The organism is Ideonella azotifigens, from assembly GCF_021043325.1.
In the GTDB taxonomy this organism is placed as follows: Bacteria; Pseudomonadota; Gammaproteobacteria; order Burkholderiales; family Burkholderiaceae_C; genus Ideonella; species Ideonella azotifigens.
Genome location: NZ_JAJNKD010000002.1, coordinates 238277 through 263101, shown reverse-complemented (window position 1 = coordinate 263101; position 24825 = coordinate 238277). Strand labels below are relative to the sequence as shown.

The 24825-nt window shown below is 66.8% G+C and carries 22 protein-coding genes; 5 read left to right on the top strand and 17 right to left on the bottom strand.

Annotation, left to right across the window (positions count from 1 at the left end; all coding sequences use genetic code 11):
* The first annotated feature begins 65 nt into the window (after positions 1-65).
* Positions 66-206 (top strand): hypothetical protein, encoded by a 141-nt coding sequence (locus LRH25_RS05820; RefSeq protein WP_170200791.1) that lies wholly within the window; start codon positions 66-68, stop codon positions 204-206.
* 94 nt (positions 207-300) lie between these two features.
* Positions 301-3237, top strand: a complete 2937-nt coding sequence (uvrA, locus tag LRH25_RS05815) for an excinuclease ABC subunit UvrA (RefSeq protein ID WP_141286617.1) — start codon at positions 301-303, stop codon at positions 3235-3237.
* Positions 3238-3426: 189 nt separating this feature from the next.
* On the opposite strand, the gene LRH25_RS05810 is transcribed toward uvrA, so the two are convergent.
* Positions 3427-3840 carry an SWIB/MDM2 domain-containing protein gene (locus tag LRH25_RS05810; RefSeq protein ID WP_141286633.1) on the bottom strand — a complete coding sequence of 138 codons (414 nt, stop codon included), beginning with the start codon at positions 3838-3840 and terminating at the stop codon, positions 3427-3429.
* Between the two features lie 361 nt (positions 3841-4201).
* On the opposite strand from LRH25_RS05810, the gene LRH25_RS05805 reads away from it, so the two are divergent.
* Complete coding sequence (locus LRH25_RS05805) at positions 4202-4555, top strand: phage holin family protein (protein WP_141286619.1); 354 nt, start codon at positions 4202-4204, stop codon at positions 4553-4555.
* A 131-nt stretch (positions 4556-4686) separates the two neighbouring features.
* Here LRH25_RS05805 and LRH25_RS05800 read toward each other — a convergent pair whose 3' ends face one another.
* A complete protein-coding gene (locus tag LRH25_RS05800) occupies positions 4687-6333 on the bottom strand; it encodes a M48 family metalloprotease (protein WP_231010457.1) in 1647 nt (548 codons plus the stop codon).
* Positions 6334-6503: 170 nt separating this feature from the next.
* On the opposite strand from LRH25_RS05800, the gene moaC reads away from it, so the two are divergent.
* Positions 6504-7013 (top strand): cyclic pyranopterin monophosphate synthase MoaC, encoded by a 510-nt coding sequence (gene moaC, locus LRH25_RS05795; protein ID WP_141286621.1) that lies wholly within the window; start codon positions 6504-6506, stop codon positions 7011-7013.
* Here the strand turns inward: moaC and LRH25_RS05790 are convergent.
* The 15 genes from LRH25_RS05790 to recA form a co-directional block, all read right to left on the bottom strand.
* Positions 7003-8862 carry a PglL family O-oligosaccharyltransferase gene (locus LRH25_RS05790; RefSeq protein ID WP_170200792.1) on the bottom strand — a complete coding sequence of 620 codons (1860 nt, stop codon included), beginning with the start codon at positions 8860-8862 and terminating at the stop codon, positions 7003-7005. The genes moaC and LRH25_RS05790 overlap by 11 nt on opposite strands.
* Positions 8863-8959: 97 nt before the next feature.
* A complete protein-coding gene (locus LRH25_RS05785; protein ID WP_141286625.1) occupies positions 8960-10720 on the bottom strand; it encodes a PglL family O-oligosaccharyltransferase in 1761 nt (586 codons plus the stop codon).
* A gap of 170 nt (positions 10721-10890) precedes the next feature.
* The gene (locus tag LRH25_RS33000) at positions 10891-11358 is read right to left on the bottom strand and encodes a pilin (RefSeq protein ID WP_141286627.1); all 468 of its coding nucleotides are present in this window, start codon (positions 11356-11358) and stop codon (positions 10891-10893) included.
* 218 nt (positions 11359-11576) lie between these two features.
* Complete coding sequence (locus tag LRH25_RS05775) at positions 11577-12422, bottom strand: MBL fold metallo-hydrolase (protein ID WP_141286629.1); 846 nt, start codon at positions 12420-12422, stop codon at positions 11577-11579.
* A complete protein-coding gene (locus LRH25_RS32995) occupies positions 12419-14629 on the bottom strand; it encodes a CHASE2 domain-containing protein (RefSeq protein WP_310742415.1) in 2211 nt (736 codons plus the stop codon). The genes LRH25_RS05775 and LRH25_RS32995 overlap by 4 nt, the downstream gene beginning before the upstream one ends.
* 44 nt (positions 14630-14673) lie before the next feature.
* Positions 14674-15303, bottom strand: a complete 630-nt coding sequence (locus tag LRH25_RS05760) for an FHA domain-containing protein (protein WP_141288200.1) — start codon at positions 15301-15303, stop codon at positions 14674-14676.
* 51 nt (positions 15304-15354) lie between these two features.
* Entirely contained in the window at positions 15355-16158 is an 804-nt protein-coding gene (locus LRH25_RS05755; RefSeq protein ID WP_310733332.1) for a Stp1/IreP family PP2C-type Ser/Thr phosphatase, read from the bottom strand.
* 48 nt (positions 16159-16206) lie between these two features.
* Entirely contained in the window at positions 16207-17208 is a 1002-nt protein-coding gene (locus LRH25_RS05750; RefSeq protein WP_231010449.1) for a serine/threonine-protein kinase, read from the bottom strand.
* 123 nt (positions 17209-17331) lie between these two features.
* A complete protein-coding gene (locus LRH25_RS05745) occupies positions 17332-18030 on the bottom strand; it encodes a TerC family protein (protein ID WP_141288198.1) in 699 nt (232 codons plus the stop codon).
* A 299-nt stretch (positions 18031-18329) separates the two neighbouring features.
* Positions 18330-19028, bottom strand: a complete 699-nt coding sequence (locus tag LRH25_RS05740) for a TerC family protein (RefSeq protein ID WP_141288197.1) — start codon at positions 19026-19028, stop codon at positions 18330-18332.
* A gap of 199 nt (positions 19029-19227) precedes the next feature.
* Complete coding sequence (sucD, locus tag LRH25_RS05735) at positions 19228-20121, bottom strand: succinate--CoA ligase subunit alpha (protein WP_141288196.1); 894 nt, start codon at positions 20119-20121, stop codon at positions 19228-19230.
* Between the two features lie 103 nt (positions 20122-20224).
* A complete protein-coding gene (gene sucC, locus LRH25_RS05730) occupies positions 20225-21385 on the bottom strand; it encodes an ADP-forming succinate--CoA ligase subunit beta (protein WP_141288195.1) in 1161 nt (386 codons plus the stop codon).
* Positions 21386-21439: 54 nt separating this feature from the next.
* Positions 21440-22042: a DUF2889 domain-containing protein gene (locus LRH25_RS05725; protein WP_141288194.1), complete on the bottom strand. Its 603-nt coding sequence runs from the start codon at positions 22040-22042 to the stop codon at positions 21440-21442.
* A 182-nt stretch (positions 22043-22224) separates the two neighbouring features.
* Entirely contained in the window at positions 22225-22833 is a 609-nt protein-coding gene (locus tag LRH25_RS32990; RefSeq protein ID WP_310742414.1) for a regulatory protein RecX, read from the bottom strand.
* 98 nt (positions 22834-22931) lie between these two features.
* Positions 22932-23984: a recombinase RecA gene (gene recA, locus LRH25_RS05710; protein WP_141291147.1), complete on the bottom strand. Its 1053-nt coding sequence runs from the start codon at positions 23982-23984 to the stop codon at positions 22932-22934.
* A gap of 165 nt (positions 23985-24149) precedes the next feature.
* On the opposite strand from recA, the gene LRH25_RS05705 reads away from it, so the two are divergent.
* Positions 24150-24821, top strand: coding sequence for a response regulator (locus tag LRH25_RS05705; RefSeq protein WP_141291149.1), 672 nt, complete (start codon positions 24150-24152; stop codon positions 24819-24821).
* The last annotated feature ends 4 nt before the right edge of the window (positions 24822-24825 follow it).

Genomic DNA, 24825 nt, shown 5'->3' with positions numbered 1-24825 from the left:
AGTTTTCATCGGCGCAACGCCCGCGGTCCCGAATCCTGCCGCAGGGCGCCAAGCACCTGGTCTTCATGGGCACGCTGACCGAGATCGCGCCCGGCATGGCCATGCAGCGCGAGGTGCCGGCCGTGCGCGGCGCGCCGGAGGCCGTGCCTGGTGAATTGCGGCTGATGGACGCGCGGCATTTCGACCCGTGTCCGCTGCACGCCTGAAAGCCCCGCGGGCGGCGCAGGGCTGCACGCGTCGCACGCGCTCTGTATCATGCCCGGTTGCCTTGCGATTTCCGCCGGGCGCCAGTTGCTGCGCATGCCCTTGTCGACTCCCGATTCGTCCCCGTCCGTTCCGCCATTTCCGCCCGCCAAGCCGGTCAATCCTGCCGTGGCCTTTGCCACCAAGATTTCGGTGCGTGGCGCGCGCACGCACAACCTGAAGAACATCGACCTGGACCTGCCCAAGCACGCGCTGGTGGTCATCACCGGCCTGTCGGGCTCCGGCAAGTCCAGCCTGGCCTTCGATACGCTGTATGCCGAAGGCCAGCGCCGCTATGTCGAAAGCCTGAGCGCCTACGCGCGGCAGTTCCTGCAGTTGATGGACAAGCCGGACGTGGACGTGATCGAGGGCCTGTCACCGGCCATCTCGATCGAGCAGAAGGCCACCAGCCACAACCCACGCTCCACCGTCGGCACGGTGACCGAGATCCACGACTACCTGCGCCTGCTCTACGCCCGCGCCGGTACGCCGTATTGCCCGGACCATGACCTGCCGCTGCAGGCGCAAAGCGTGGGCCAGATGGTGGACGCCGTGCTGGCGCTGCCCGAAGGCACCAAGCTGATGATCCTCGCGCCGGTGGTGCGCGACCGCAAGGGCGAGTTCGTCGAGCTGTTTGCCGACATGCAGGCGCAGGGCTATGTGCGCTTCCGGGTGGACGGGCAGATCGTCGAAGCCAGCGACCTGCCGGCGCTGAAGAAGGCCGAGAAGCACGACATCGACGTCGTGATCGACCGGCTCAAGACGCAGGACGGCATGAAGCAGCGCCTGGCCGAGAGCTTCGAGGCGGCGCTGCGCAGCGCCGAAGGCCGTGCGATTGCCTTTGAAATGGACACGGCCAAAGAGCACCTCTTCTCGGCCAAGTTCGCCTGCCCGATCTGCAGCTACTCGCTGCCGGAGCTGGAGCCGCGCCTGTTCTCGTTCAACGCGCCGATGGGCGCCTGCCCGCATTGCGACGGCCTGGGCGTGCAGACGGTGTTCGACCCGGAGCGCGTGGTCGCCTTCCCGTCGCTGTCGCTGGGCTCCGGCGCGATCAAGGGCTGGGACCGGCGCAATGCCTACACCTTCTCGATGCTGGAAAGCCTGGCCAAGCACTACAAGGTGGAGTTGGACGAACCCTTCGAGTCGCTGCCCGAGGGCTTCCGCAAGACGGTGCTGTACGGCTCTGGCGAAGACGAGATCGAGTTCATCTACGAGGCCGAAGGCAAGGGCGGCAAGATGCGCAGCGTCAAGCGCTCGCACCCGTTCGAGGGCGTGATCCCGAACTTCGAGCGGCGCTACCAGGAGACCGATTCGGTCGCGGTGCGCGAGGACCTGGCGCGCTACCAGAGCGCCAAGCCGTGCGCGCATTGCGGCGGTGCCCGTCTGCGGCGCGAGGCCCGCAACGTCTTCATTCCTGGCCAGCCCGGCAACAAGGGCCTGCCCATCTACCAGGCCGAGCACCTGACGCTGGCCGAGGCGCTGGCCTGGTTCAGCGGCCTGTCGCTCACGGGTGCCAAGGGCGAGATCGCCGACAAGGTGGTGCGCGAGATCCGCTCGCGGCTGAAGTTCCTCAATGACGTGGGCCTGAACTACCTCAGCCTGGACCGCAGCGCCGACACGCTGTCCGGCGGCGAGTCGCAGCGCATCCGCCTGGCCAGCCAGATCGGCTCCGGTCTCACCGGCGTGATGTACGTGCTGGACGAGCCCAGCATCGGCCTGCACCAGCGCGACAACGAACGCCTGATCGGCACGCTGCAGCATTTGCGCGACCTGGGCAACAGCGTGCTGGTCGTCGAGCATGACGAGGACATGATCCGCGCGGCCGACTACTGCGTGGACATGGGCCCGGGCGCCGGCAAGCACGGCGGCCATGTGATTGCTGCCGGTACGCCGGCCGAGGTCGCGGCGCACCCGGATTCATTGACCGGCCAGTACCTGGGCCGGGTGCTGCGCATCGCGGTGCCCAAGCAGCGCCGCGAGCCCGATCCGGCGCAGGTGCTGCGCATCGTCAATGCGCGTGGCAACAACCTCAAGGGCGTCACGGTCGAGCTGCCGGTGGGCCTGTTCACCTGCGTCACCGGCGTCTCGGGTTCGGGCAAGAGCACGCTGGTCAACGACACGCTCTACACCGCCGTCGCCCGCAAGCTCTACAACAGCCACGCCGAGCCGGAGGCACACGACGCGATCGAAGGCCTGGAGGCCCTCGACAAGGTCATCAATGTCGACCAGAGCCCCATCGGCCGCACGCCGCGCTCGAACCCCGCCACCTACACGGGGCTGTTCACCGCCATCCGCGAGCTGTTCGCCGAAGTGCCGGCTGCGCGCGAACGCGGCTACGGCGCGGGGCGCTTCAGCTTCAACGTGTCCGGTGGACGCTGCGAGGCCTGCCAGGGCGACGGCGTGATCAAGGTCGAGATGCACTTCCTGCCGGACGTGTACGTGCCTTGCGACGTCTGCCACGGCCGGCGCTACAACCGCGAGACGCTGGAAGTGCTCTACAAGGGCAAGAACATCGCCGCGGTGCTGGACATGACGGTGGAAGACGCGCACGCCTTCTTCAGCGCCGTGCCCACGCTGGCGCGCAAGCTGCAGACCTTGCTGGACGTGGGCCTGGGCTACATCACGCTGGGCCAGAGCGCGACCACGCTGTCCGGCGGCGAGGCGCAGCGCGTGAAGCTGGCGCTGGAGCTGAGCAAGCGCGACACCGGCCGCACGCTCTACATCCTGGATGAGCCGACCACCGGCCTGCACTTCCACGACATCCAGCTGCTGCTCAAGGTGCTGCACCAGCTGCGCGATGCCGGCAACACCATCGTCGTGATCGAGCACAACCTGGACGTCATCAAGACGGCGGACTGGTTGATCGACATGGGGCCCGAAGGCGGCTCGGGCGGTGGGCAGGTGCTGTCCGAAGGCCCGCCGGAAACCATTGCGGCCTGCGTTGGCAGCCACACCGGCCGCTTCCTGAAGCCACTGCTGGCAGAAGCCGCCTGAGATTCTTCACGGCAGGTGACGATGCCTGCAACGGCAGCGCCGCGCGTTCGCTGGGCGGCCCCGCCGTGGCCCATGCCCAGACCATGGCCATGTCGCTGCTGTTCACCGACCAAGACAGGTTTCGGAAACGAAAAAGCCGGCACGAGGCCGGCTTTCAGATGGCGTCAGGCCGTGAGGCCCGGGCCAGCTTCAGCTCAGGTGACCGTTGATCAGCTTGGTCATCTCGAACATCGAGACCTGCGGCTTCTTGAAGATCTCCTTCAGCTTGGCATCGGCATTGATCATCGTCTTTGCCGCCGGGTCTTGCAGGCCATTCTTCTTGATGTACTCCCAGACCTTCTTGGTCACCTCGGTGCGCGGCATCGGCTTGTCGCCGATCACGGCGGCCAGCGTAGCGCTGGGCGTCATGGCCTTCATGAAGGCTGCATTCGGGGTGCGCTTCTTGGCAGGAGCAGCAGCGGCCTTCTTGGCCGGTGCTGCCTTTGCCGGAGCGGCGGCCTTGACGGGCGCTGCCTTCTTCGCAGGGGCAGCCTTCGCGGGAGCGGCGGCCTTCTTTGCCGGGGCGGCCTTGGTGGCCGGAGCGGCCTTCTTCGCAGTTGCCATTTGGATTCTCTCCATCAAAAAAAAGTTGATGTGCCGGGCCTGGGCGAAAGCCGCATGAGCTTTCGATCCTCTGCAGTGCCACAGCGGCTGGAATGGTAATGCCTGCACGGGGGGCTGAGAAGCCGTTTTCCCTCGTAAACCCAGCTTTCTCCCCAGGTAAATCGCCTTTTTTGCCGCCCTGCAACGCCTGAGCGGCATTTGCCCCGCAAAACACATACGGTCATGGGTATTTTCTCGGGGGAAACACGGTTTTCGCTGCTCGGGACGCCATTCGGCGGCGTTTGACCCTGTCTAGACAAGTCGGTCGGCTGCGGCTTGACCGCACAATGGCCACCTCTCGACAGCACTTGAGGCACATGTCATGAAGCTCTTGGTTCGCTGGCTGCTGTTGGCCGCCGCCTTGCTGCTGGTTGCCAATCTCTACGGCGGCGTCAGCGTGGCGAGTTTTGGCAGCGCAATGGTCGCCGCGCTGGTGCTGGGCCTGTTCAACACGCTGGTGCGGCCGCTGCTGGTGCTGCTGACCCTGCCGGTCACGCTGTTGACGCTGGGCCTGTTCCTGTTCGTCATCAACGCGCTGATGTTCTATTGGGCCGCGTCGCTGCTGCAGGGCTTCAACGTCGCCGGCTTCAGCGCCGCGCTGATCGGCTCTCTGCTCTACAGCCTGTGCGGCATGGTGATCGACGTCGCGATCGAGGCGCTCTTCAACCGCGATTGAAGGGGGGCGGGTCGCTTCGCGGGCCTTCAGCCGGTCGCCGCCGGGCCGCTCCCAAGGCGGCCGGCCAACCCGCTTGGCGGGTGGTCTCGTGTACCCGCGAGGCCGGGTGCGCCATTCCACGGGTGCTCCATCTAGTCCCGTTCCAGGAGCATCCTTCTTCGCTCGGCCTCCAGGTCCCGCAGACGCGACTGGATGATGGAACTCTCGACGTAATCGGAGCCCGGGTCTTCCTTGGCGATGCGCTGGGCCACGCGGAAGCGGTCCACGGCGCCCAGCACGTCGCCTACCGCCGCGGCGGCTTCCGCGTCCGCGCGCAGCGCACGCAGGCGCTGTCCCTGGGCATTGGCACATTGCGACAGCGCCAGCCAAGCCAGTGCGTCCTGCTTGTGCTCGGTGACCCAGGTCTGCAGCGCCTCCATGCTGTTGCGCAGGGCTGCAGGCGCTGCCGCGTCGCCTGCGCGTTGCCAGGCTTGTGCAGCCTGGGCGCGTGCCAGCAGGTTGGGCCGGGAGTTGTCGTTGCCCAGGCTGTCCAGCGCGGCGGTCAGCGATTCGGCCGGCTTGCCCGAATTGCCCTCGATCTCCAGGCGCAGCAACGCGAAGTCACGCGCGGCAACCGGTTCACGTGCGTATTGCCGCTTGGCCAGTTCCAGTCCGCTGTCCGCCAGGCGCAGCGCCTGCGGGAAGTCGCGCAGCCGCATCGAGGCCATCGCGCCGGCGTAGATCGCACCCAGCCTGGCTTCGTCGACTGCGGGTGAGCCGGGGCTGGCAACGGTCTGCAGCTTGCGAAGCGCGGGCTCTGCGCCGTCCATCAGCACCCGTGCGCGCGCCTGCATCAGCGCGTGCACGGCCAGGCTGGGCGGGCGGGTGGACGGGTTGCTGTTCATGCGCAGGCGGGCTTCGCTGATGCGCTCGATGGTCAGCGGGTGGCTGCGCAGGTAGGGGTACTGGTTGCTGTCATTCAGCCGTGAGCTGGACTCCAGCTTCTCGAACATGCCGGCCATGCCGGCGGACGCGAAGCCGGCAGAGCTCATCAGTTGCAGGCCGATGCGGTCGGCCTCGCGCTCCATCTCGCGCGAGAAGTTCAGCTGGCCCTGCGCCGCGGCCGCCTGGCTGCCGATGATCACGGCGTTCGCTGCGTCCACGCTGCGCGCCCGTGTGGCGGCAATCATGCCCAGCACCAGGCCGGCAACGGTCGCGATGCTCTGGTGCTGTGCGTTGACCATGCTGCGGCCGATGTGGCGCTGCGTGATGTGCGTCAGTTCATGGCCCAGCACCGAGGCGAGCTCGTCGCTGTTGGCGGTCATCGCGATCAGGCCCAGGTGCACGCCGACATAGCCGCCGGGCAGTGCAAAGGCGTTGATCGAGCGGTCCAGCACCTGGAAGGTCTCGAACGGGAAGTTAGTGTCCTGCTCGGCGCTGATGTTGCCGCGGTTGCGGGCGGCGTTCAGCAGTGGCTGCCAGATCGAGTTCAGATAGTCGCTGAGCAGCGGGTCGTCCAGGTACTCCGGGTCGTGGCGGATCTCGCGCATGATGCGCTCGCCCAGCCGGCGCTCGTCCATGATGTCGAAGTCGCTGGAGACGGAATCGCCGAGCGCCGGCAGGTTGACCTGCGCCATCGCCTGCAAAGGCTGGCCTTGCGGGCCGCCGCTGGTCCACAGCAGCGAGCACAGCGCAGCCAGAGCCAGCGTTCGGGCCAGCGGGCGCAGCCGGAATGCCGGGGACAGCGAAGGCTGGCGCAGGGAGTGCGCAAGCGCGGGCGTGGGCTCACGGGAAGTCACGCGGGAGATCTGACGGAAAGGCAACAACACCATCCTTCGCAGCGGGCCGGGGTCTGAGGCAGACCTGCGCCGCCCTGAAAAAGTTCGCCCGCTATCATCGCACCGACTTGTCACCCGCCTGTTGCGGCCTGCCCCCGAGCCTGACAAGGCATTGCCGCACAAAGCCCCCGATGCCAGACACCGACTCCCCGCTGACGCACTTCGACGCCCAGGGCCAGGCCCACATGGTCGACGTGGCCGCCAAGCCCGAAACCCACCGCGTGGCCCGCGCCACCGGCCGCATCCGCATGCTGCCAGCCACGCTGGCGCTGATCGCCAGCGGCCAGGCCAAGAAGGGTGACGTGCTGGGCATCGCCCGCATCGCGGCGATCCAGGGCGCCAAGCGCACGTCCGAGCTGGTGCCTTTGTGCCACCCGCTGCCGCTGACCCGCGTGGCCGTCAGCTTCGAGCTGGACGATCCAGGCAGCGCCGTGCATTGCACCGTGGTGGCCGAAACCGTCGGCCGCACCGGGGTCGAGATGGAAGCGCTGACCGCCGTGCAGGTCGGCCTGCTGACGATCTACGACATGTGCAAGGCAGCCGACCGTGGCATGGTCATGGAAGGCATCCAGCTGCTGGAAAAGCAGGGTGGCAAGAGCGGCCACTGGACAGCCGACCCGGCTGCCTCGCTCAAGGCTTGAAGTCGCGCCAGGTCAAGGCCTTGCCGGGCGCGGTGCACTGGAACGGCAGTGCCGCGCCTTCCGCTGGCGGCGCATTGCACACGGCGAAGAAGTCGTCCGATGCCGGATTGTGGAACTCGCGCAGCCGTTCGGCCAGGTAACGCGCCTTGTCCACATGGCCGGACTCGTTCAGCGCCTTGGCCCAGGCCAGCATCAGGCGCGTGTCCAGCAGCGAATGGGTGGTCGCGGCAAATGCGCCCATCGCTGACGACGGCGGCTCGGCGGTGGTCGCGGCCGCGTAGTCCGCATGGTGCGAGAACAGCCAGGACGACTGGCCAATCGAGATGCGCTCCGGCAGCGACAGCGTGCTGCTGCCCGGCGCGTAGATCGCCGAGACGCGGCGATAGTCCCAGTACCCGAACAGCGCGCCCGCCAGCATCAGGGCGCCCATCATCGGCAGCAGCCAGCGCCGGGCGAAGGACAGCGGTGCAGCAGGCGCAGCAAAGGCCCGTGATTCGGCCCACAGTGACGAAGGTGCATGGGTCGAGGCCTGCACGCTGTCTGGCGTGGTGGCAGGCGGCGATGCGAAGTATTCGCTGTCGCCTGCCGCTGGCAGCGGCACCGTTGGCTGGCGCAGCGCATGGCCCAGCGCCCAGGCCGTGGGCAGCAGGAAGTAGGCGTACCAGAGCGGGTACTCCAGCATGCTGTGCAGCCCCGCCAGCAGCACCATCACCAGTGCTGCGCGCGCGCCTGTGCCCGCGGCGCCAGGCGCGGACCAGCAGCGCTGGAAGCACTGCACCAGCGTCCAGACCAGCAAGCCGGTCAGCAGCAGCGCCGCCGGAATGCCCAGCTCCACCGCGAACTGCAGCAGCAGGTTGTGCGTGTGGTCGAAGAAGGCCACCGGCCGGCCGGGAAACGGCGTCAGCGTCCACGCGAAATTAAACTGGCCAAAACCCACGCCGGTCCACGGGTTCGCCGCGATCAGCTTCAGCGTGTTGCCCCAGATGCCAAAGCGCGAGGCCGACAGGTCGCTTTCGCCCAGCCTCGCCTCGCCGCCGAAGGTGTGGGCCGTTTCGTGTGCCCAGCCGGCCATGAACAACCACCAGAGGAAATAGGCCACCGGTGCCGCCACCAGGGCCCAGCGCACCGGTTTGCGCAGCCGCCGGTCCAGCAAGCCCCACAAAGCCAGCAGCACCACACCCACCAGCCCAGTGCGCGAAGCCGTCAGCACCACGGCCAGCACCATCAGGTTGCCAAGCGCTGCCGCCGCCGCTCCCGGCAGCCGCCACCCTAGCACCCGCCCGGCATCAGCCTGCGGCACCAGCGCAATCAAGCCCCAGAGCAGCAAGGTGCTCAGGTGATTCGGCTGCCGCAGATTGCCTACCGCCCGCCCCACCAGCCCGGATTTGGCGATCCAGCCCGAGCCCTCGGTCCAGCTCGGCAGGAACACCTGGATCAGCGCGATCAAGCCGCTCAGCACGCCTGCCAGCAGCACGCCCGCCAGCACTGGCCACAGCAAAGGCCCGTCCACCGTGCCGTCGTCCGCCTGCGCCGCGAGCATGACCGTCGCAGCGCAGGCGAGCAACAGCGTTGCGGACAGCGCCATCGAGTCCGGCAGCATGCCGAACCAGGAAACCGCGACCCCGGCCGCCAGGATGGCCAGCATCCCCAACGGCAAGGCCAACGCACCCAGGCTGCTGCGCCGTGGCCCACTGTCCAGCAGCCACAACACCGCGCCCCAACCGAAAACGGCCAGCAACTGGTTCAGCAGCGTGGAGGAGGGGCTGAGGGAGTAGGAGAGGAGGGAGGGGGCGGTGAGGGCGAAAACAGCTGCCAGATGCAGCGGCAGTGACGCGAGCGGGCGATTCATGGGTGCGCTGAAAAGCAAGTACGGCGCATTGTCACTGGCCGCGCGGCCTTGGACTTCAAGATATGGCTCGGGTCCGCTGTCGTCGCAAACTTCTACCTCACCGCAAGAACTCTTTCCAAGTGTGTGGTTGGCTCGACGGTTCACATTGAAAGGGCTTGGTCGCCACTGCCGAGTTGCTGCATTGAGAGAAGAACGCCTGCGACTCTGAGTCGGGAAACTCTCGCAGTCGTTCTGCCAGATAGTGCGCCTTGTCAGTTTGTCCCGCAGCATCCAATGCATTGGCCCAAGCCTTCATCAAAGGAGGGTCCAACATGACTGGTGCAGCGTTGCTGAACAGCGCCATGGCAGGCGCGGGCGGCTCGGCTTTGAGGGCTGCTGCATAGTCGGCAAAGTAGCTGAAGACCACACTGGATTGGCCACGGGAAATTCGCTGTGCTTGCGTCAAGGTGCTGTCGCTGGGTTGGTAAATGGCCGCGACACTTCGGTAGTCCCATTGCAGCCACAGTGACCCAGCCACCATGACCAGGCCCGACGCAACAACACCGACTTTGGGGTGTGCCTGCTCTGTTGGTGATACGGCTGTGTTGATTGGTTGGCGCAGGCAAAGCCCCCAAGCCCAGGCCGTTGGAAATAGAAAGTAGTTGTACCAAAGCGGGTATTCCAGCAGGCTGTGCAACCCAATCACCAGCAACATCATGAACACCGCGCGGGCCGCCACCCCTTCGTCGCCAGCCGTCCGCCAAGTGCGTTTTGCTGCCTGCCAAATTGCCCAACCCAATAAGCTCATCAGCAACAATGCCCCCGGCAAACCCAACTCAACAGCCAAGTGCAGGGGCAGGTTATGGGCGTGATCAAAAAGCTCACCCGAACGATCGGAAAACGGTGTGAGCATCCACGCCATGCCGAACTCGCCAAACCCTGTCCCTCGCCAAGGGTGCGACTGGATCAGCGTCAGCGCGTTATGCCAGAGCTCGTAGCGGCTGGTGGCCAACGCTTGTGCGCCGCCCTCACCCATGCGCACTTCGCCCCAGAAAAAGTAGCCTGTCCAACGCGCCCACCAGGCAACAAGGCACCAGCAAGCCAAATACATCAAGGGCGAGGCCAACAAGCCGATTCGGACTTTGCCATCCAGGCGCCTATCGGCAGCCCCCCAAATGGCCAAGACAAAGAGGCCCAGTGCGCCGGTCCTTGAGGCGGTGAGTACCAGCGCCAAGATCAGAAGCGCGCCAATGGGTGCTGCTGCAAGCCACGACACCCGGCGTCCAAACCAGCGCTTCGTGTGGGCCATGGGCACCCAAGCAACCAGGCCCCACAGCAACACGCTGGACAGGTGGTTGGGCTGACGCAAATTGCCGACAGCACGCCCCGCGTAATCTGGATTCAGGGCGGCAATGAAAGTGCCATCGACCCATTCGGGCGCGAAGACCTGCACGCAGGCCAACACGGCACTCAGGCTGGCCACCACCAGCATGGCGCCCGCAAACGTGTGCCCATCACTTTGCACGCGTGGCGCAGCCGCCGCCCCAGGCTGAGACGCCAATGCGACCAAGCCCGCGGCCATGAGCAGGCTGCCCAGTGCCTGCACCGCCAGTCCGAATGGCAAGCTTTGATGCCACGACCAAACCACCGCCGCACACAGCCCCGCCAGCGCGATCAGCAAGACCGTGGCAGGGCGCGCGCGCAGGGTTTGCATCGGTGCGGCGCCCTTGAGCATGCAGACGGTCCCCCATCCCGCAGCGGCCAGCAACTGATTCACCAGCGTGGTGGCAGGTGGCGCGTTGAACGCGACCAAGATGGGCGCTGCCAGCACCAAGGTCAGGATCAAGCCTTCGACAGGGGCACGCGATTCGACGCTCAATGGTATCTTCCCAGGTGGGCTGCGGCTTAGGCTGATTGAGCGGGCGATGCCGACCCCAATGCAGCAGAAAACCGTCGCCTGAAACAAAACCGCCCCAGCGCGCAAACGCTGGGGCGGTAGCGGGGAGAAGCCTGAAACCTTCAGCGCATCTCCGTTAAAGCCGCGCTATATCAGCGGCCCGAGCCGCGGATGTATTTGTCCGTGATCGTGTCAGTTGCCGTCTTGAGGCAGGTGATGTTGCCGCCTGTATCGATCGCGCAATCCGCGTTGTATTTCAGGCCCCCCACTTCAGCCTTGCCGTTAAAGGCGATGTTCACCTTGCCCGGGGTCGTGCCGCTGCTTGCGGTGCCGACCAGCACGACTTTGTCGCCGTACTTCGGAGTGGGCAGTTCCGAGCCAGCGAAGCCAAAGTTCCCGAGCTTCGTCTCATCGTCGCAGGACTGGCCGTCACCTGCGTTGTCATTCAGGCAGGTCTTGATCGCGGTTTTGAGGCCTTCCAAGTCAGACAGATTGGAACCCCACTTGCCCTTGGTGATGTAGTCCTGATAAGCCGGCAGCGCAACGGCGGCCAGGATGCCGATGATCGCCACGACGATCATCAATTCGATGAGGGTAAAACCTTGTTGAACGCGCTTCATGGGTTGACTCCTGAGAGGTCTGGAAACTGACTGACGGATGTGACCGGCGGGAAGGTGCCGGAGGTGTTTTGCACTCAGTCTTATGCGAGCGGCGTGCCAGCTTGTTTGGCCGGTTTTCAGCCTGCTTTTCTGACGATTCGGGTCACCTGCCGGTATTGGTTCCGCTTTCGCGGCGGGTGTGGGTGACCAAAAGTGTCAGGCTGCCGTGCCTGGTCGTGTCAGGCCAGCGCAATGACCTGGCCGGCCTGAAGGGTCTGCAGGCACATGCTGGGCAGTCGGGCGGCGAGGTCGGCCAGCACGGCTTGGGTTTCGCCGGGCTTGATGTGGGTAAGCATGACCTGCAGGCCGGCCGGGACGTGTTGCAGTTCGGCGGCCAGCGTGGACGGGCAGTGGTGCAGCGCGTCGGCGGCGATGGCGCGGTCGCGTTCCGGGAAGGCGATCTCGATCACCAGATGGCTCATCGGTCTGCCGCGCAGGGTTTCCCACAGCGGCGGGTTCGGACCGGTGTCGCCGGTGTAGACCCACAGCGGGCCGCCGGGTTGGGTGGAAACGGCGTAGCCGACCGCGGGCACGCTGTGGCGGGCCGGTAGCACTTCGATCTGGCGGGCCTTGGCGCCCAGCGTCAGGACCTGGCCGACCTGCAACGGCTGCAGCGCCAGCACCGGGCTTTCGGCGCTGGGCAGGCGGGTGAAGTCCGGCCAGAGCAGGTTGTTGAAGACGTGCTGGCGCAGCACGGCCAGGGTTTCCGGCAACGCGTGCAGTTGGATGGGTGGGCGGCCGGCGCGGCGGCGCATCACGGTGTCGGCCAGCAGCGGCACGCCTAGCACATGGTCCAGGTGCGAGTGGCTGAGCAGGATGTGGTCGATGCGGGTGAGTTCGTCCAGCGTCAGGTCACCAACGCCGGTGCCGGCGTCGATCAACACGTCGTCGTCTAGCAGGAAGGCGGTGGTGCGGCAGCCCTGGGCGATGGAGCCGGAGCAACCGAGGACGCGAACGTGGGCTGTTGCAGCCTCCGCTGGGAGGGACTGAGCGCCGCCTGCGGGCGACCGTGCGGGGGCGCTCATGTCGCCGATGCGGACGCCGGCGGCTCGTCCACGTTGGCGCGAAGCCGGGTTTCGAGCGACGCGCAGAGCGCGGCCAGCACGGTGTTCAGCGCCGTGGGGGCGGGGGAAGCCAGGGGGGTGGGAATGTCAGCGGCGCGCAAGGCAGTGAGGTCGGCCAGCAGGGCCAGAGCTTGGGCAGCATGGTGGGTGCGGACGGCGGCTTGCGCAAGCGCCCAAGTTTGCAGTTGAAGCGCCTGCGCGGGTGTGGGCGGACTGGCGGTGCCAGCGAGCGTGAAAACCGTCACGCTTTGCTGGCGGCCCCGGACTTGGGTTTGATCGACCTCAAGCCACGCCGCGCCGGCGGGTGCGGGGCCGCAAGCGGCTTGTGTGCTGCTTGCGACCAGCAGCGGTGCGCCGAGTTCACGCGTCAGCGCTTCGAGGCGGGCGGCGAGGTTCACGGCGTCGCCGACTGCCGTGTAGCTGCGCCGCAGCGCCGAGCCCAGGTCGCCCACGCAGACCACGCCGCTGGCCAGGCCGATGCCAAAGCGGATGGCAGGCAAACCTTGGTCGCGCAGCCGCTGGTTCAGCGGTTCCGCGGCCTGGCGCAGGTCCCAGGCCGCAGCCACGGCGCGTTGCGCATGGTCGGGCTGGGCTTGTGGCGCGCCCCAGAAGGCCATCACCGCGTCGCCAATGAACTTGTCCAGCGTGCCGCCGTGCGCATGCACGACCTGGGTCACGGTGGAGAAGTAGTGGTTCAGCAGGTCGCGCAAGGCCAGCGGCGGCAGTTGTTCAGACAGCGCGGTGAAACCTTGCAGGTCGCAGAACAGCAGCGTCAGCTCTCGGTTCTCGGCTTGCAGTGTTTGCTGCTGCGCCGGGTCGCGGGCGAGTTCCTGCGCCAGCGCGCGGGCGCGTTCGGGCGGCAGGTATTGGTCGAACAGCTGCAGCAGCGAGCGGCGGTTGCGCCATTCGCCCAGGTAGTTCTGGCCGACCAACAGCGCGGCCAGCATTGCGCCCAGCAGCACCGCGCTGGCGACCGGCAGCACCAATGCCAGGCCGGCGTACAGCGCGGCATTGGCCGCCAGCAGCAAGGCCATGACGGCGGCCACGCCGGCCAGTGCCAGCGGTGCAGCCTTGAGCCGGGCCGCCAGGCCGCAGAGCAGCAGGCTGAGGGCGATCAGGCAGACCTCGTAACCGGGTGCCCAGGCGGGGCGGTAGGGTAGTGCGCCGTCCAGCAAGCCCGCCAGCAGGTGGGCATGGACTTCCACGCCGGGCGTGGCGTTGCCTGCAGGCGTGGGCCGCAGGTCCGCCAGGCCCGGTGCCGAGCTGCCCAGCAACACGATGCGCCCGGCCAGGCTGGCGGCCGGAAGCCCGCCAGCCAGCACGGTGGCGGCGCCGAGGTAGCGAAAGCTGCCACCCTGCACGCCCGCCGGGCCGCGGAACGGCACGCGCCAGTTGCCATGTTCGTCGACTGGCAAGCGGCGCGCAGCCTGTCCCGGCGGAGACACCCGCAGCGCGGCCACGGCGGCGCGAGGCTGGGCACTTGTGGCGGGCAGCCACTCGGCGGACACGCCTGCCGTGGCCGCCGGGCTGCCGGTCACCAGCTGCAGCGTGGCCAGCGCCAGCGAAGGCTGGAGCTGCCCTTGCACCACGGCCGCGGCCGGCACGCTGCGCACCAGGCCGTCAGCGTCTGGCAGCACGTTGAAGAAGCCGGCGTGTGGCGCGGCCTGGGCCAGTGCCGGCAGGCTGGCGGCGTAGCCGGTCCACAGCGGCCAGCCTTGCGGGACTGTGTTCGTGCTCGCCAGTGCGGCGGGCAGCTGGCCGGCGCGGTAGTTGGCGCCAGTGGCCTGCAGGTAGAAGCCGGCGACCACGGGTTGGCCGCGCCAGGCGGCGGCCAGCGTGTCGTCACCCTCGGCCGCCTCGGGAAAGACGAAGTCGAAGGCCAGGGCTGCTACCTGCTGGCGCTGCAGCAGTTCGCGGCTCAGCGCGGCAATGCGCTCGCGCGGCCAGGGCCAGTGGCCGACGGCCTGCAGGCTGGCTTCGTCGATGTCGACGATGAGGATGTCAGGATGAGGGCCGGCGGCATGGGCGGGCGCGAGCAGGTCCTGGCGCCAGTCGTCGGCCGCGGCTTCCAGCCTGGCCAGTGGCGGCAGCGGCCGGACAGCGGCATGCCAGGCGCCCAGCAGCGCCAGTGCGCCGCCGGCCCACCAGGCGAGGCCGCGCAGGCGCATCAGTTGCTCGCGGACGCTTGTTCAGGCGCCGGTGTTCAGGGCGTTCAGCCCTGGATGAACTGCATCTGCGTGCCGGCCAGCTCGATGATGTCGCCGTTTTTCAGCGCCATCACGCCGTCGCCCAGCGGGGCGCCGTTGATGCTGGGGCGGGCGTCGCCTTCGACGTGGGCCAGCACGTAGCCGGTGGGCCGCTTGGCGATCGAGGCGACCTGGGTGCCGGGCTTGCCGACGGTGGTGACCGCCTTGGACAGCAGCACTTCGCGGCCGGCGGCGCCACCGTTCAGCACTTTGACCGACGCGGGCAGCGTCTGCACGGCAGGCATGGGCGGCAGGTGCGGCGTGAAGGTGCCGGGCCGCAGGATCATGGTCTTTTCGTAGTCCGGCACTTCGTCGGTCAGGTACTTCAGGCGGTACTTGCCGATCTCGATCGAGTCGTTGTGCGAGAGCAACTGTTTCTTGACCGCCTTGCCGTTGATGTAGGTCCCGTTGGTGCTGTTGAGGTCTTCCAGGAAGACGTCTTCACCGACGGCCAGCAGCACGGCGTGCTCGCCGCTGACGGCAAGGTTGTCGATCACGATGTCGTTGTACGGACGCCGGCCCAGGGTCGTGCGCTCCTTCTGGATCTGCACTTCCTTGAGAACCACGTTGTCGAGTGATACGACCAGCTTGCCCATGAAATCCCTCAGTTGTCCGCGTGCGGACGGCTCCTCTACACCCCTGCCAGGTCAGCGCCGGAAAGGCCACCAGGCCCGGGCTGACGCGTTCTGGCTTCCTTTTGTCCTGGCCAGAATCACGGAGATGTTATCCCTTCCGCCCGCCGCGTTGGCGGCATCCACCAAGGCATGGGCGGTGCTGTCCAGGTCGCTGTCGTGCTGGCGCAGCACTTGCGCGATGCCGGAATCCGGCAGCATATCGGACAGTCCGTCAGAACACAGCAAGATGACATCTCCCGGTAACAAGGCGTGTTCGTGCACTTCCAGCATCACCTCGGGCTCCACGCCGACTGCGCGTGTCACCAGATTGCGGTGCGCGGCGAACTGGGCTTCCTCGGCCGTCAGCAGGCCGGCGTCGATCTGTTCCTGCAGCAGCGAGTGGTCACGGCTGAGCTGGTCCAGCCGGCCGGCGCGCCAGCGGTAGGCGCGCGAGTCACCGAGGTGGCCGATCCAGACCTGATGGCCGCCGAACAAGGCGCCCACCAGCGTGGTGCCCATGCCGTTGTACTCCGGCACGGTTTGCGCTGCGGTGAAGACGGCGCGGTTGGCATGTTGTGCGGCAGCGGCCAGCGCGGCCTGCACGGCGGGGCTGGTGGGCGGGGTGGACTGGTCAGGTTGTTGCGCGGCCCATTCGACCAAGTGGTCCCGCATGACGCGTACCGCCATCTCGCTGGCGACCTCGCCGGCGTTATAGCCGCCCATGCCGTCGGCCAGCAGGCACAGCGACAGGCCGGGGTCGACCAGCACGGCGTCTTCGTTGTTGTGGCGAGCGCGGCCGGTGTCGAGCGCGCTGCTGTAGTCGAGGCTCAGGGGCACAGGCAGGAATCCTGAAATGTGAAGTGATGCCGGGCAGGCATTGTGCGCTCAAGCGTCATGGGCTTTGGTGCGGGTTTCGGGCAGCACCGTGCAGCTTGGCACCAGGAGACGAAGTTCACGCGCGAGTTGCGTGCCGTCCACATGACGCTGGCTGGCGTGTTTGGACAGCAGCCGGGCGATCACGTCGGCCAGCAGTGGCGGCAACTCGGGGCGCAAGGCATCCAGCCGCGGGGCGGGTTCAGTGGCAATCGCCACCAGCAGCTGGCCCATCGAGGCATGGGCAAACGGCAGCCGGCCGGTCAGCAGCTCGAACAGCAGCACGCCCAGCGCGTACAGGTCGCAGCGCCCGTCCAGCGGCAGGCCGCTGAGTTGCTCGGGCGCCATGTAGCCGGGCGTGCCGACGATCAGCCCGCTGCGGCTGCGCTCGGCGTCGCTGAGGCGGGCGCAGCCGAAGTCGCCCAGCTTCAGCATGCCGTTGGCCGGGTTGAACATCACGTTGGCCGGCTTCAGGTCGCGGTGCACCACGCCTTGCCGGTGCGCATGGGCCAGTGCCTCTGCCATGGCCGCGCCGATCTGCAGCACCAAGCCTTCCGGCAGCAGTTGCCCGGGTGTGGTGTAACGGATCAGGTCGCCGCCTGGCACCCATTCCATCGCGATCCAGCCATGCGCTTCGTGCGACTGGCTGACGACGCCCGATGCGAAGGTCTGCACGATGTGCGGATGCTGCAGGCGGGCTGCCGTTTCGGCTTCGTGCAGAAAGCGCTCACGGGTGTGTTCGCTGCCTTGCAGCCTCACCGTCTTCAGCGCGACGGGCTCGCCGGTGCGCGGCGCGTCTGCCAGGTAGAGCGCACCTTGGGGGCCCTGCACCAGCACCCGCTGCAGCGTGTAGCCGGCCAGTTTGCCCAGCGGCGGCGCTGGCGCTGCCGGCAATGCCGCGGATGTGGCCGGTTCGCTGGGCGGCGGCTGGCTGGTGGCGGGCCAGGCTTGCTGCCTGGCGCCTTGGTTGCGGCGGAACAGCTGCTGCCAGAAGCCCGGTTGGGCGGTTGCCATCGTTGGCGTTTCCCTTGGGTGAATTGGGGCTGGCTGACCTTAGCACAGCGGCAGCCCCGTCAGGTCCTGGGACTCGCCCACCCGCGGGGTGGCATACCTCCACGGGTGGATGCGGTGCGGCGCTCAGTGAGCCACGCCGGGCTGGGCCGCGTTGGTGTTGGCGCGGCGCTTGCGCCACCAGCCCGCAGCCAGCACGCCGACGACCACCACCGCATAGGTCAGCAAGCGGGTGGGCAGCGAGGCATCGAATACCGCGTCCAGCAGCGGCTCGTCGATCACCATCTTGGCGGCAGTGAAGGCCAGCACGCCGGCGCCGATGTAGGTGATGGCGGGGAAACGGTCCACCAGCTTCAGCACCAGGCTGCTGCCCCAGACCACGATGGGCACGCTGATCAGCAGGCCGATGATGACCAGGTCGAAGGCGCCATGCGCCGCGCCGGCCACGCCCAGCACGTTGTCGATGCCCATCAGTGCGTCAGCGACGACGATGGTCTTCATCGCGCCCCAGAAGGTGGTGGCGCCCCCGCCTTCATGACCACCTTCGTCGTTGGAGGCCAGCAACTGGTAGGCAATCCAGACCAGGCCCAGGCCACCGGCCAGCATCAGGCCGGGGATCTTCAGCAGCCAGACCACGACCACCGTCATCAGCGAGCGCACGACGATGGCGCCCACGGTGCCCCACAGGATGGCCTTGCCCTGCAGGTGCTTGGGCAGGCCGCGGGCGGCCAGGGCAATGACGATCGCGTTGTCGCCGGCCAGGACGAGGTCGATCAGGACAATGGCCAGCAGCGCTGAGAACCATTGGGCGGACAGGAATTCCATGTGTGTGCTCCAGGTTGTCGGTGGGTACGACACACCCTGTGATCGGGCGAGAGCCAAAGACGCGCCGGATCAACCGGACGGGGATGCCTTCGAACTCCCGACGCGTGTCGCGCGGGCGTGTCGAAGGTCTTGCTCGACAAGCGGCTGTTGCGGCCAGCTTGTCCGACAGACCGGGGGCTTGCGACCCCGTATTGACGACCTGCCGATGGGAGCTACTCCCCTTCAGGCCGCCATTATGCGGGACACCAAAGGAAAACCCCGCCGGGTGGCGGGGTTTGTCAGCGGAAAGCGGCCTTGTTTCAGCTGGCTTTGGCCTGCGCCGCGCGGTGCGCGCGCTGCTTCAGGAAGTGGCCTAGCGCAACGACGAACACGGCGCCGATGGCCCCGGCGATCTCTGGCACGATTTCCGGCTGCGGTCCGATCAGTGAGACCACGCCCGGGTCGGTCAAGGCCATTTCACCGGCCAGGTAGCCCAGCAGTGCAGCGCCCAGCGTGATGATGATGGGGAAACGGTCCATGACCTTCAGCAGCATCGTCGAGCCGAAGATGATCAGCGGGATGCTGATGCCCAGGCCCAGGATCAGCAGCAGCGTGTTGTTGTGCGCGGCGGCGGCCACGGCCAGCACATTGTCCAGGCTCATCACCAGGTCGGCCACGAGGATGGTGCGGATGGCCGTCATCAGGCTGGTGTGGCCGGTGCCGTGTGCGTCGTCCTCATCGTCGTTCTCCAGCAGCAGCGAGGTGCCGATGTAGACCAGCGCCACACCGCCCACCAGCTTCAGGTAAGGCATGGCCAGCAGCTTGACCGCCAGCAGCGTCAGCACGATCCGCATCACGATGGCGGCGGCGCTGCCGTAGAAGATGGCCTTCTTCTGCTGGTTGGCCGGCAGGGCGCGGGCAGCCATGGCGATCACCACTGCGTTGTCGCCCGAAAGCAGCACGTTCGCAAGGATGATGGAGCCGAGGGCGGCCCAGAAGGCGGCCGAAGTGATGTCCATGGCGTGGGTTCTCCCGAAGAATGATGTTGTGGGTGGCGGTGGCCCCGGCCGCCTGATGGCCGAATGAAAAAGGCCTGATGCGTCTGCATCAGGCCCTTGCGCAGGGCATCGACCTTGCGATCGATCCCTGGATTCTAGGCAAGCCTGTCAGGTGGCTGTCCGTGGTACTACGGACATCCCTAGGCTGTCGGCGCCGACCTTACAGCATGGCTTTCAGCAGCTTGGCCATTTCCGACGGGTTGCGGGTGATGGTGAAGCCACACTCTTCCATGATCGCCAGCTTGGCATCGGCCGTGTCTGCGCCGCCGGAGATCAGCGCGCCGGCATGGCCCATGCGCTTGCCGGGAGGCGCGGTCACGCCGGCGATGAAGCCGACGATGGGCTTCTTCATGTTCAGCTTGCACCAACGGGCGGCTTCCGCCTCGTCCGGGCCGCCGATCTCGCCGATCATGATGACGGCGTCGGTGTCCGGGTCGTCATTGAAGGCCTGCATCACGTCGATGTGCTTCAGTCCGTTGATTGGGTCGCCACCGATGCCGACGGCGCTGGACTGGCCCAGGCCGATTTCGGTCAGCTGTGCCACGGCTTCATAGGTCAGCGTTCCCGAGCGCGAGACCACGCCGATGCGGCCCTTGCGGTGGATGTGGCCGGGCATGATGCCGATCTTGATTTCTTCCGGCGTGATCAGGCCGGGGCAGTTCGGGCCCAGCAGCAGCGTCTTCTTGCCGCCGGCAGCTTCCTTGGCCTTCATCTTGTTGCGCACTTCCAGCATGTCCTTCACGGGAATGCCTTCGGTGATGCAGATCGCCAGGTCCAGGTCGGCTTCGACGGCTTCCCAGATCGCGGCCGCGGCGCCTGCCGGCGGCACGTAGATCACCGACACGGTCGCGCCGGTCTGGCCGGCGGCTTCCTTGACGCTGCCGTAGATGGGAATGTCGGAGAACTTCTCGCCGGCCTTCTTCGGGTTCACGCCGGCCACGAAGGCGTTCTTGCCGTTCGCGTAAGCCTGGCAGCCCAGGGTGTGGAACTGGCCAGTCTTGCCGGTGATGCCCTGCGTGATGACCTTGGTGTCTTTGTTGATGTAAATGGACATGGTGCCCCTCGTATGCGGTGTACCGCACCCGATCCCCCGAGGGGATCACGCCCAGCTTGGGGCGGCCCGGCGCTCGGGCGTGGTGCGATGGTGTGGATGGGAGTCAGGCGACGGCGGCGACGATCTTGGTGGCCGCTTCGGCCATCGTGTCGGCCGCGATGATGGGTAGGCCGCTTTCGGCCAGCATCTTCTTGCCCAGGTCTTCGTTGGTGCCCTTCATGCGCACCACCAGCGGCACCGACAGGTTCACCGCCTTGCAGGCCGTGATCACGCCGGTGGCGATGGTGTCGCACTTCATGATGCCGCCGAAGATGTTGACCAGGATGCCCTTGACTTCCGGGTTCTTCAGCATGATCTTGAAGGCTTCGGTGACCTTCTCGGCAGTGGCGCCACCACCCACGTCCAGGAAGTTGGCCGGCTCGCCGCCGAACAGCTTGATGGTGTCCATGGTGGCCATCGCCAGGCCGGCGCCGTTCACCAGGCAGCCGATGTTGCCGTCCAGGCTGATATAGGCCAGGTCGAACTTCGAGGCTTCGACTTCGGCCGGATCTTCTTCGTCCAGGTCGCGGTAGGCGACGATTTCCGGGTGGCGGAACAGGGCGTTGGCGTCGAAGTTGAACTTGGCGTCGAGCGCGATCAGGTTGCCCTTGGAGTCGCAGTTCAGCGGGTTGATTTCCACCAGCGACGCGTCGGTGTCCATGTAGCACTTGTAGAGCTTGGCGAACAGGTCCACGGCCTGGTCCACCGAGGCGCCGGTCAGGCCGATGGCTGCGGCAATCTTCCTGCTCTGCTCGGCCGTCAGGCCCACCAGCGGGTCGATCATCTCGGTGACGATCTTCTCGGGGGTCGAGTGCGCAACTTCCTCGATGTCCATGCCGCCTTCGCTCGAAGCGATGAAGGCGACCTTCTGCGTGCCGCGGTCGGTGACCAGCGAGACGTAGAGTTCATTCTTGATGTCGGCGCCTTCTTCGATGTAGAGGCGGCGCACTTTCTGGCCTTCCGGGCCGGTCTGGTGCGTGACCAGCTGCATGCCGAGGATCTGCTCGGAGATGGCCTTGACGTCGTCCATCGTGCGCGCGAGCTTCACGCCGCCGCCCTTGCCGCGGCCGCCAGCGTGGATCTGGGCCTTCACGACCCAGACCGGCCCGCCCAGCTTCTGGGCGGCTTCCACCGCCTCTTGCACGTTGAAGGCCGGGATGCCCTTGGGCACCGGCACACCGAACTGGCGCAGGATTTCCTTGCCTTGGTACTCGTGAATCTTCATGGGAGGGTCTTTGCGTGAGTGCGAAAACGGGGAAGGAGCAGCGGCAGTGCCGGCTCAGCGGGAAATGCTGCCAGCGGGACCGGCGCGCAATTTTGCGGCAGTTTCGTCGGCGGCGGCCTGACGGAACCAGCGGGGATAGTGCAGTCTGACCACCTCGCCATCGGTGACGAGGGCGTGGCAGCGGTCGAGCTGGAAAGGGGGTTCGTCGCCCTGGCCGTGGGTGTCCAGCACCTCGCCGGCAAAAGCCTGGACGACAGCGGTGGGCAGCAGGTCGCCCATTTCGGTCAGGTGGGTGCAGCCGCGAACGCCGCCCACGCGTTCGCGCAGCGCGCGCTTGAAGCCTTGCATCAGGTTCAGCCCGGCCAGCCTGCCGTAGGCGTCGCCGTGCTGGTTGCAATGGCCCGGATAGGGCGTGGCGCGGGATTCTGCGCCCGCTTCGAGGATGTTGAAGCGGGTGTCGACGACCAGCCGCAGCAGCAGGTCGTGCACTGGCTCGCCAGCCGGGCGCACCCCGTTGGCGGTGCTGATCGGGTGGGTCTTGATGTCCGTAATGCGGGCGTCGACTTCCCACAGCCCGTCGTCGCGAGCGAACACGGTCACGCTGATCGCACGGTGGTGCTTCAGCTGGCGGGTGGGGGATGCAGCGGGCAAAGGCATGGGGACAGCTGCCCCGAACCGGGCCAGACAACCAAAGATTTTACACCCTTGCTGCATCGCAGCATGCCCGTTCCCTCAAGTGACCTGATGACTTGCCGGCGCGAGGCCAGTCCTCACGAGCAGCGTGTAACCCGCATGTACCTGGTTTCGGGCATCACCTGGATGCCCGCGAGCAGTGCGAGTCAGTCGTCTTCCCTGTCGCCCACAACCCGCCGCACCACGTCCCCAGCAAAGCCGCGCGCGGCGAGGAAACGCATCTGCCTGGCCCTTTCGGCAGCTTCGCTTGCAGGGGTGTCACCAAAGCGTCGGCGCCACACCTCGCGGGCGCGTGCCAGCTCGGTCTGTCGCAGCTGCAGCGCGGTTTCGGCATCCAGCGCCACACCATGCTGCGCCAGTTCCTGCTTGATGCGCATCTGGCCCAGCTTGCCGGCGCGGGCGTTGACGCGGCTCTCGATGAAGCGGGCGTCGCTTTGATAGCGCTGCGCTTCCAGCCAGTCCAGCACTTCGTCGACCTCTGCGCCCAGGTTTTCCTGCGCCAGTTCGTGCATGCCGGCATCCCCATCGTCATCCGGCCCGGCCGATGAGCTGGATGCGGCCGGATCGAGGCCAAAGGCGGTGGCGAAATCCAGGCCGGCGGCGCGCTCGGCCGCGCGGCGCTGGTCTTCGGCCAGCCAGGCAAGGCGCTTGCGGCCATGGGCCAGCAGCTTGGTGCGCAGCTCGGCACGGCTGTGTTCGCGCCGCGCCAGCAGTGCCAGCGCCTGGGCCTTCAGGCTGGGAGGAGCGGTCTTCACGGCGGGACGGGCAGAAGGCGCCAGGAGATGACGCCTGGGCGATGGCTGGCGCCACCGCCAAGTGCCAGCGGCGGCTCAAGCCGGCTGCTGGCCGCGGTTCATGCTGCCGCAGTGCCCGCCGCCGCGTTCAGCAGCGGCACGCCCAGTGCAGCGCGCACCTTGTTTTCGATCTCGCGCGCCAGGTCGGCGTTTTCACGCAGGAATTCGCGCGAGTTGTCCTTGCCCTGGCCGATCTTCTCGCCGTTGTACGAATACCAGGCACCGGACTTGTCGACGATCTTGGCCTGCACGCCCAGGTCGATGATCTCGCCTTCGCGGCTGGTGCCTTCGCCGTAAAGAATGTCGAACTCGGCTTCCTTGAACGGCGGAGCGACCTTGTTCTTGACGACCTTGACGCGGGTCTCGTTGCCGATGACCTCTTCGCCCTTCTTGATCGAGCCGATGCGGCGGATGTCCAGTCGCACCGAGGCGTAGAACTTCAGCGCATTGCCACCGGTGGTGGTTTCCGGGCTGCCGAACATCACGCCGATCTTCATGCGGATCTGGTTGATGAAGATCACCATGCAGTTGGACTTCTTGATCGTCGCGGTCAGCTTGCGCAGCGCCTGGCTCATCAGCCGGGCCTGCAGGCCGGGCAAGGAGTCGCCCATTTCGCCTTCGAGTTCGGCCTTGGGCGTCAGTGCGGCGACCGAGTCGACGATGATCAGGTCGACCGCGCCGGAGCGGCACAGCGAATCGACGATCTCAAGCGCCTGCTCGCCGGTGTCGGGCTGGCTGATCAGCAGTTCCTGCAGGTTCACGCCGAGCTTTTGCGCGTACTGGATGTCCAGCGCGTGTTCGGCGTCGATGAAGGCGGCCACGCCGCCGAGCTTCTGCATTTCGGCCACGACCTGCAGCGTCAGCGTGGTCTTGCCCGAGGACTCAGGGCCGTAGATCTCGACCACGCGGCCGCGCGGCAGGCCGCCGACGCCCAGCGCCACGTCCAGGCCCAGCGAGCCGGTGGAGACGACCTGGATGTCCTCGATCTTTTCGCCATCGCCCAGGCGCATGATCGAACCCTTGCCAAACTGCTTCTCGATTTGCGAGAGGGCCGCTTGCAGGGCCTTGGACTTTTCGGGGTTCAGCGTATTGGCGGGGGCGGGGGCATTCATGCAAGTCTCTCCTGGTGATGGCCGCGATTATGGCAGAAGCTGGATATTCGTACAGTATCTTGGCGCCACGATTTGCGAGATTGCATCATGTCGCGTGGGCGGCACTGTGAACCTCGCCACCTAGAATCAAACGAGTCGGCCAGCAGGCTGCGAGGAGACAAGGCAATGCGCATCCTGATAGCCGAAGACGACCAGGTCCTGGCCGATGGCTTGCTGCGCTCGCTGCGCGGCGCCGGTTATGCGGTGGACCAGGTCGGCAACGGCAGCGAGGCCGACGCTGCCCTGGCGGCCCACGAATTCGACCTGGTGATCCTGGACCTGGGCCTGCCCAAGCTGCATGGCCTGGAAGTGCTGCGCAAGCTGCGCGCCCGCGGCACCTCCACGCCGGTGCTGATCCTCACTGCGGCCGATTCGGTCGAGCAGCGTGTCAAGGGCCTGGACCTGGGGGCCGATGACTTTATGGCCAAGCCGTTTTCGCTGCAGGAGCTCGAAGCGCGGGTACGCGCGCTGACCCGGCGCGGCCTGGGCACGGCCTCCAGCGTCATCAAGCACGGCCCGCTGACCTTCGACGCCACCGGCCGCGTGGCCTACATCAATGACCAGATGATCGATCTGTCGGCGCGCGAGATCAGCCTGCTGGAAGTGCTGCTGCAGCGCGCCGGTCGGCTGGTCAGCAAGGACCAGCTGGTGGCCCGGCTGTGCGAATGGGGCGAAGAGGTCAGCAACAACGCGATCGAGGTCTACATCCACCGCTTGCGCAAGAAGATCGAGCAGGGCCAGATCCGCATCGCCACGGTGCGGGGCCTGGGCTACTGCCTCGAAAAAATCGCCGCCTAGAGGC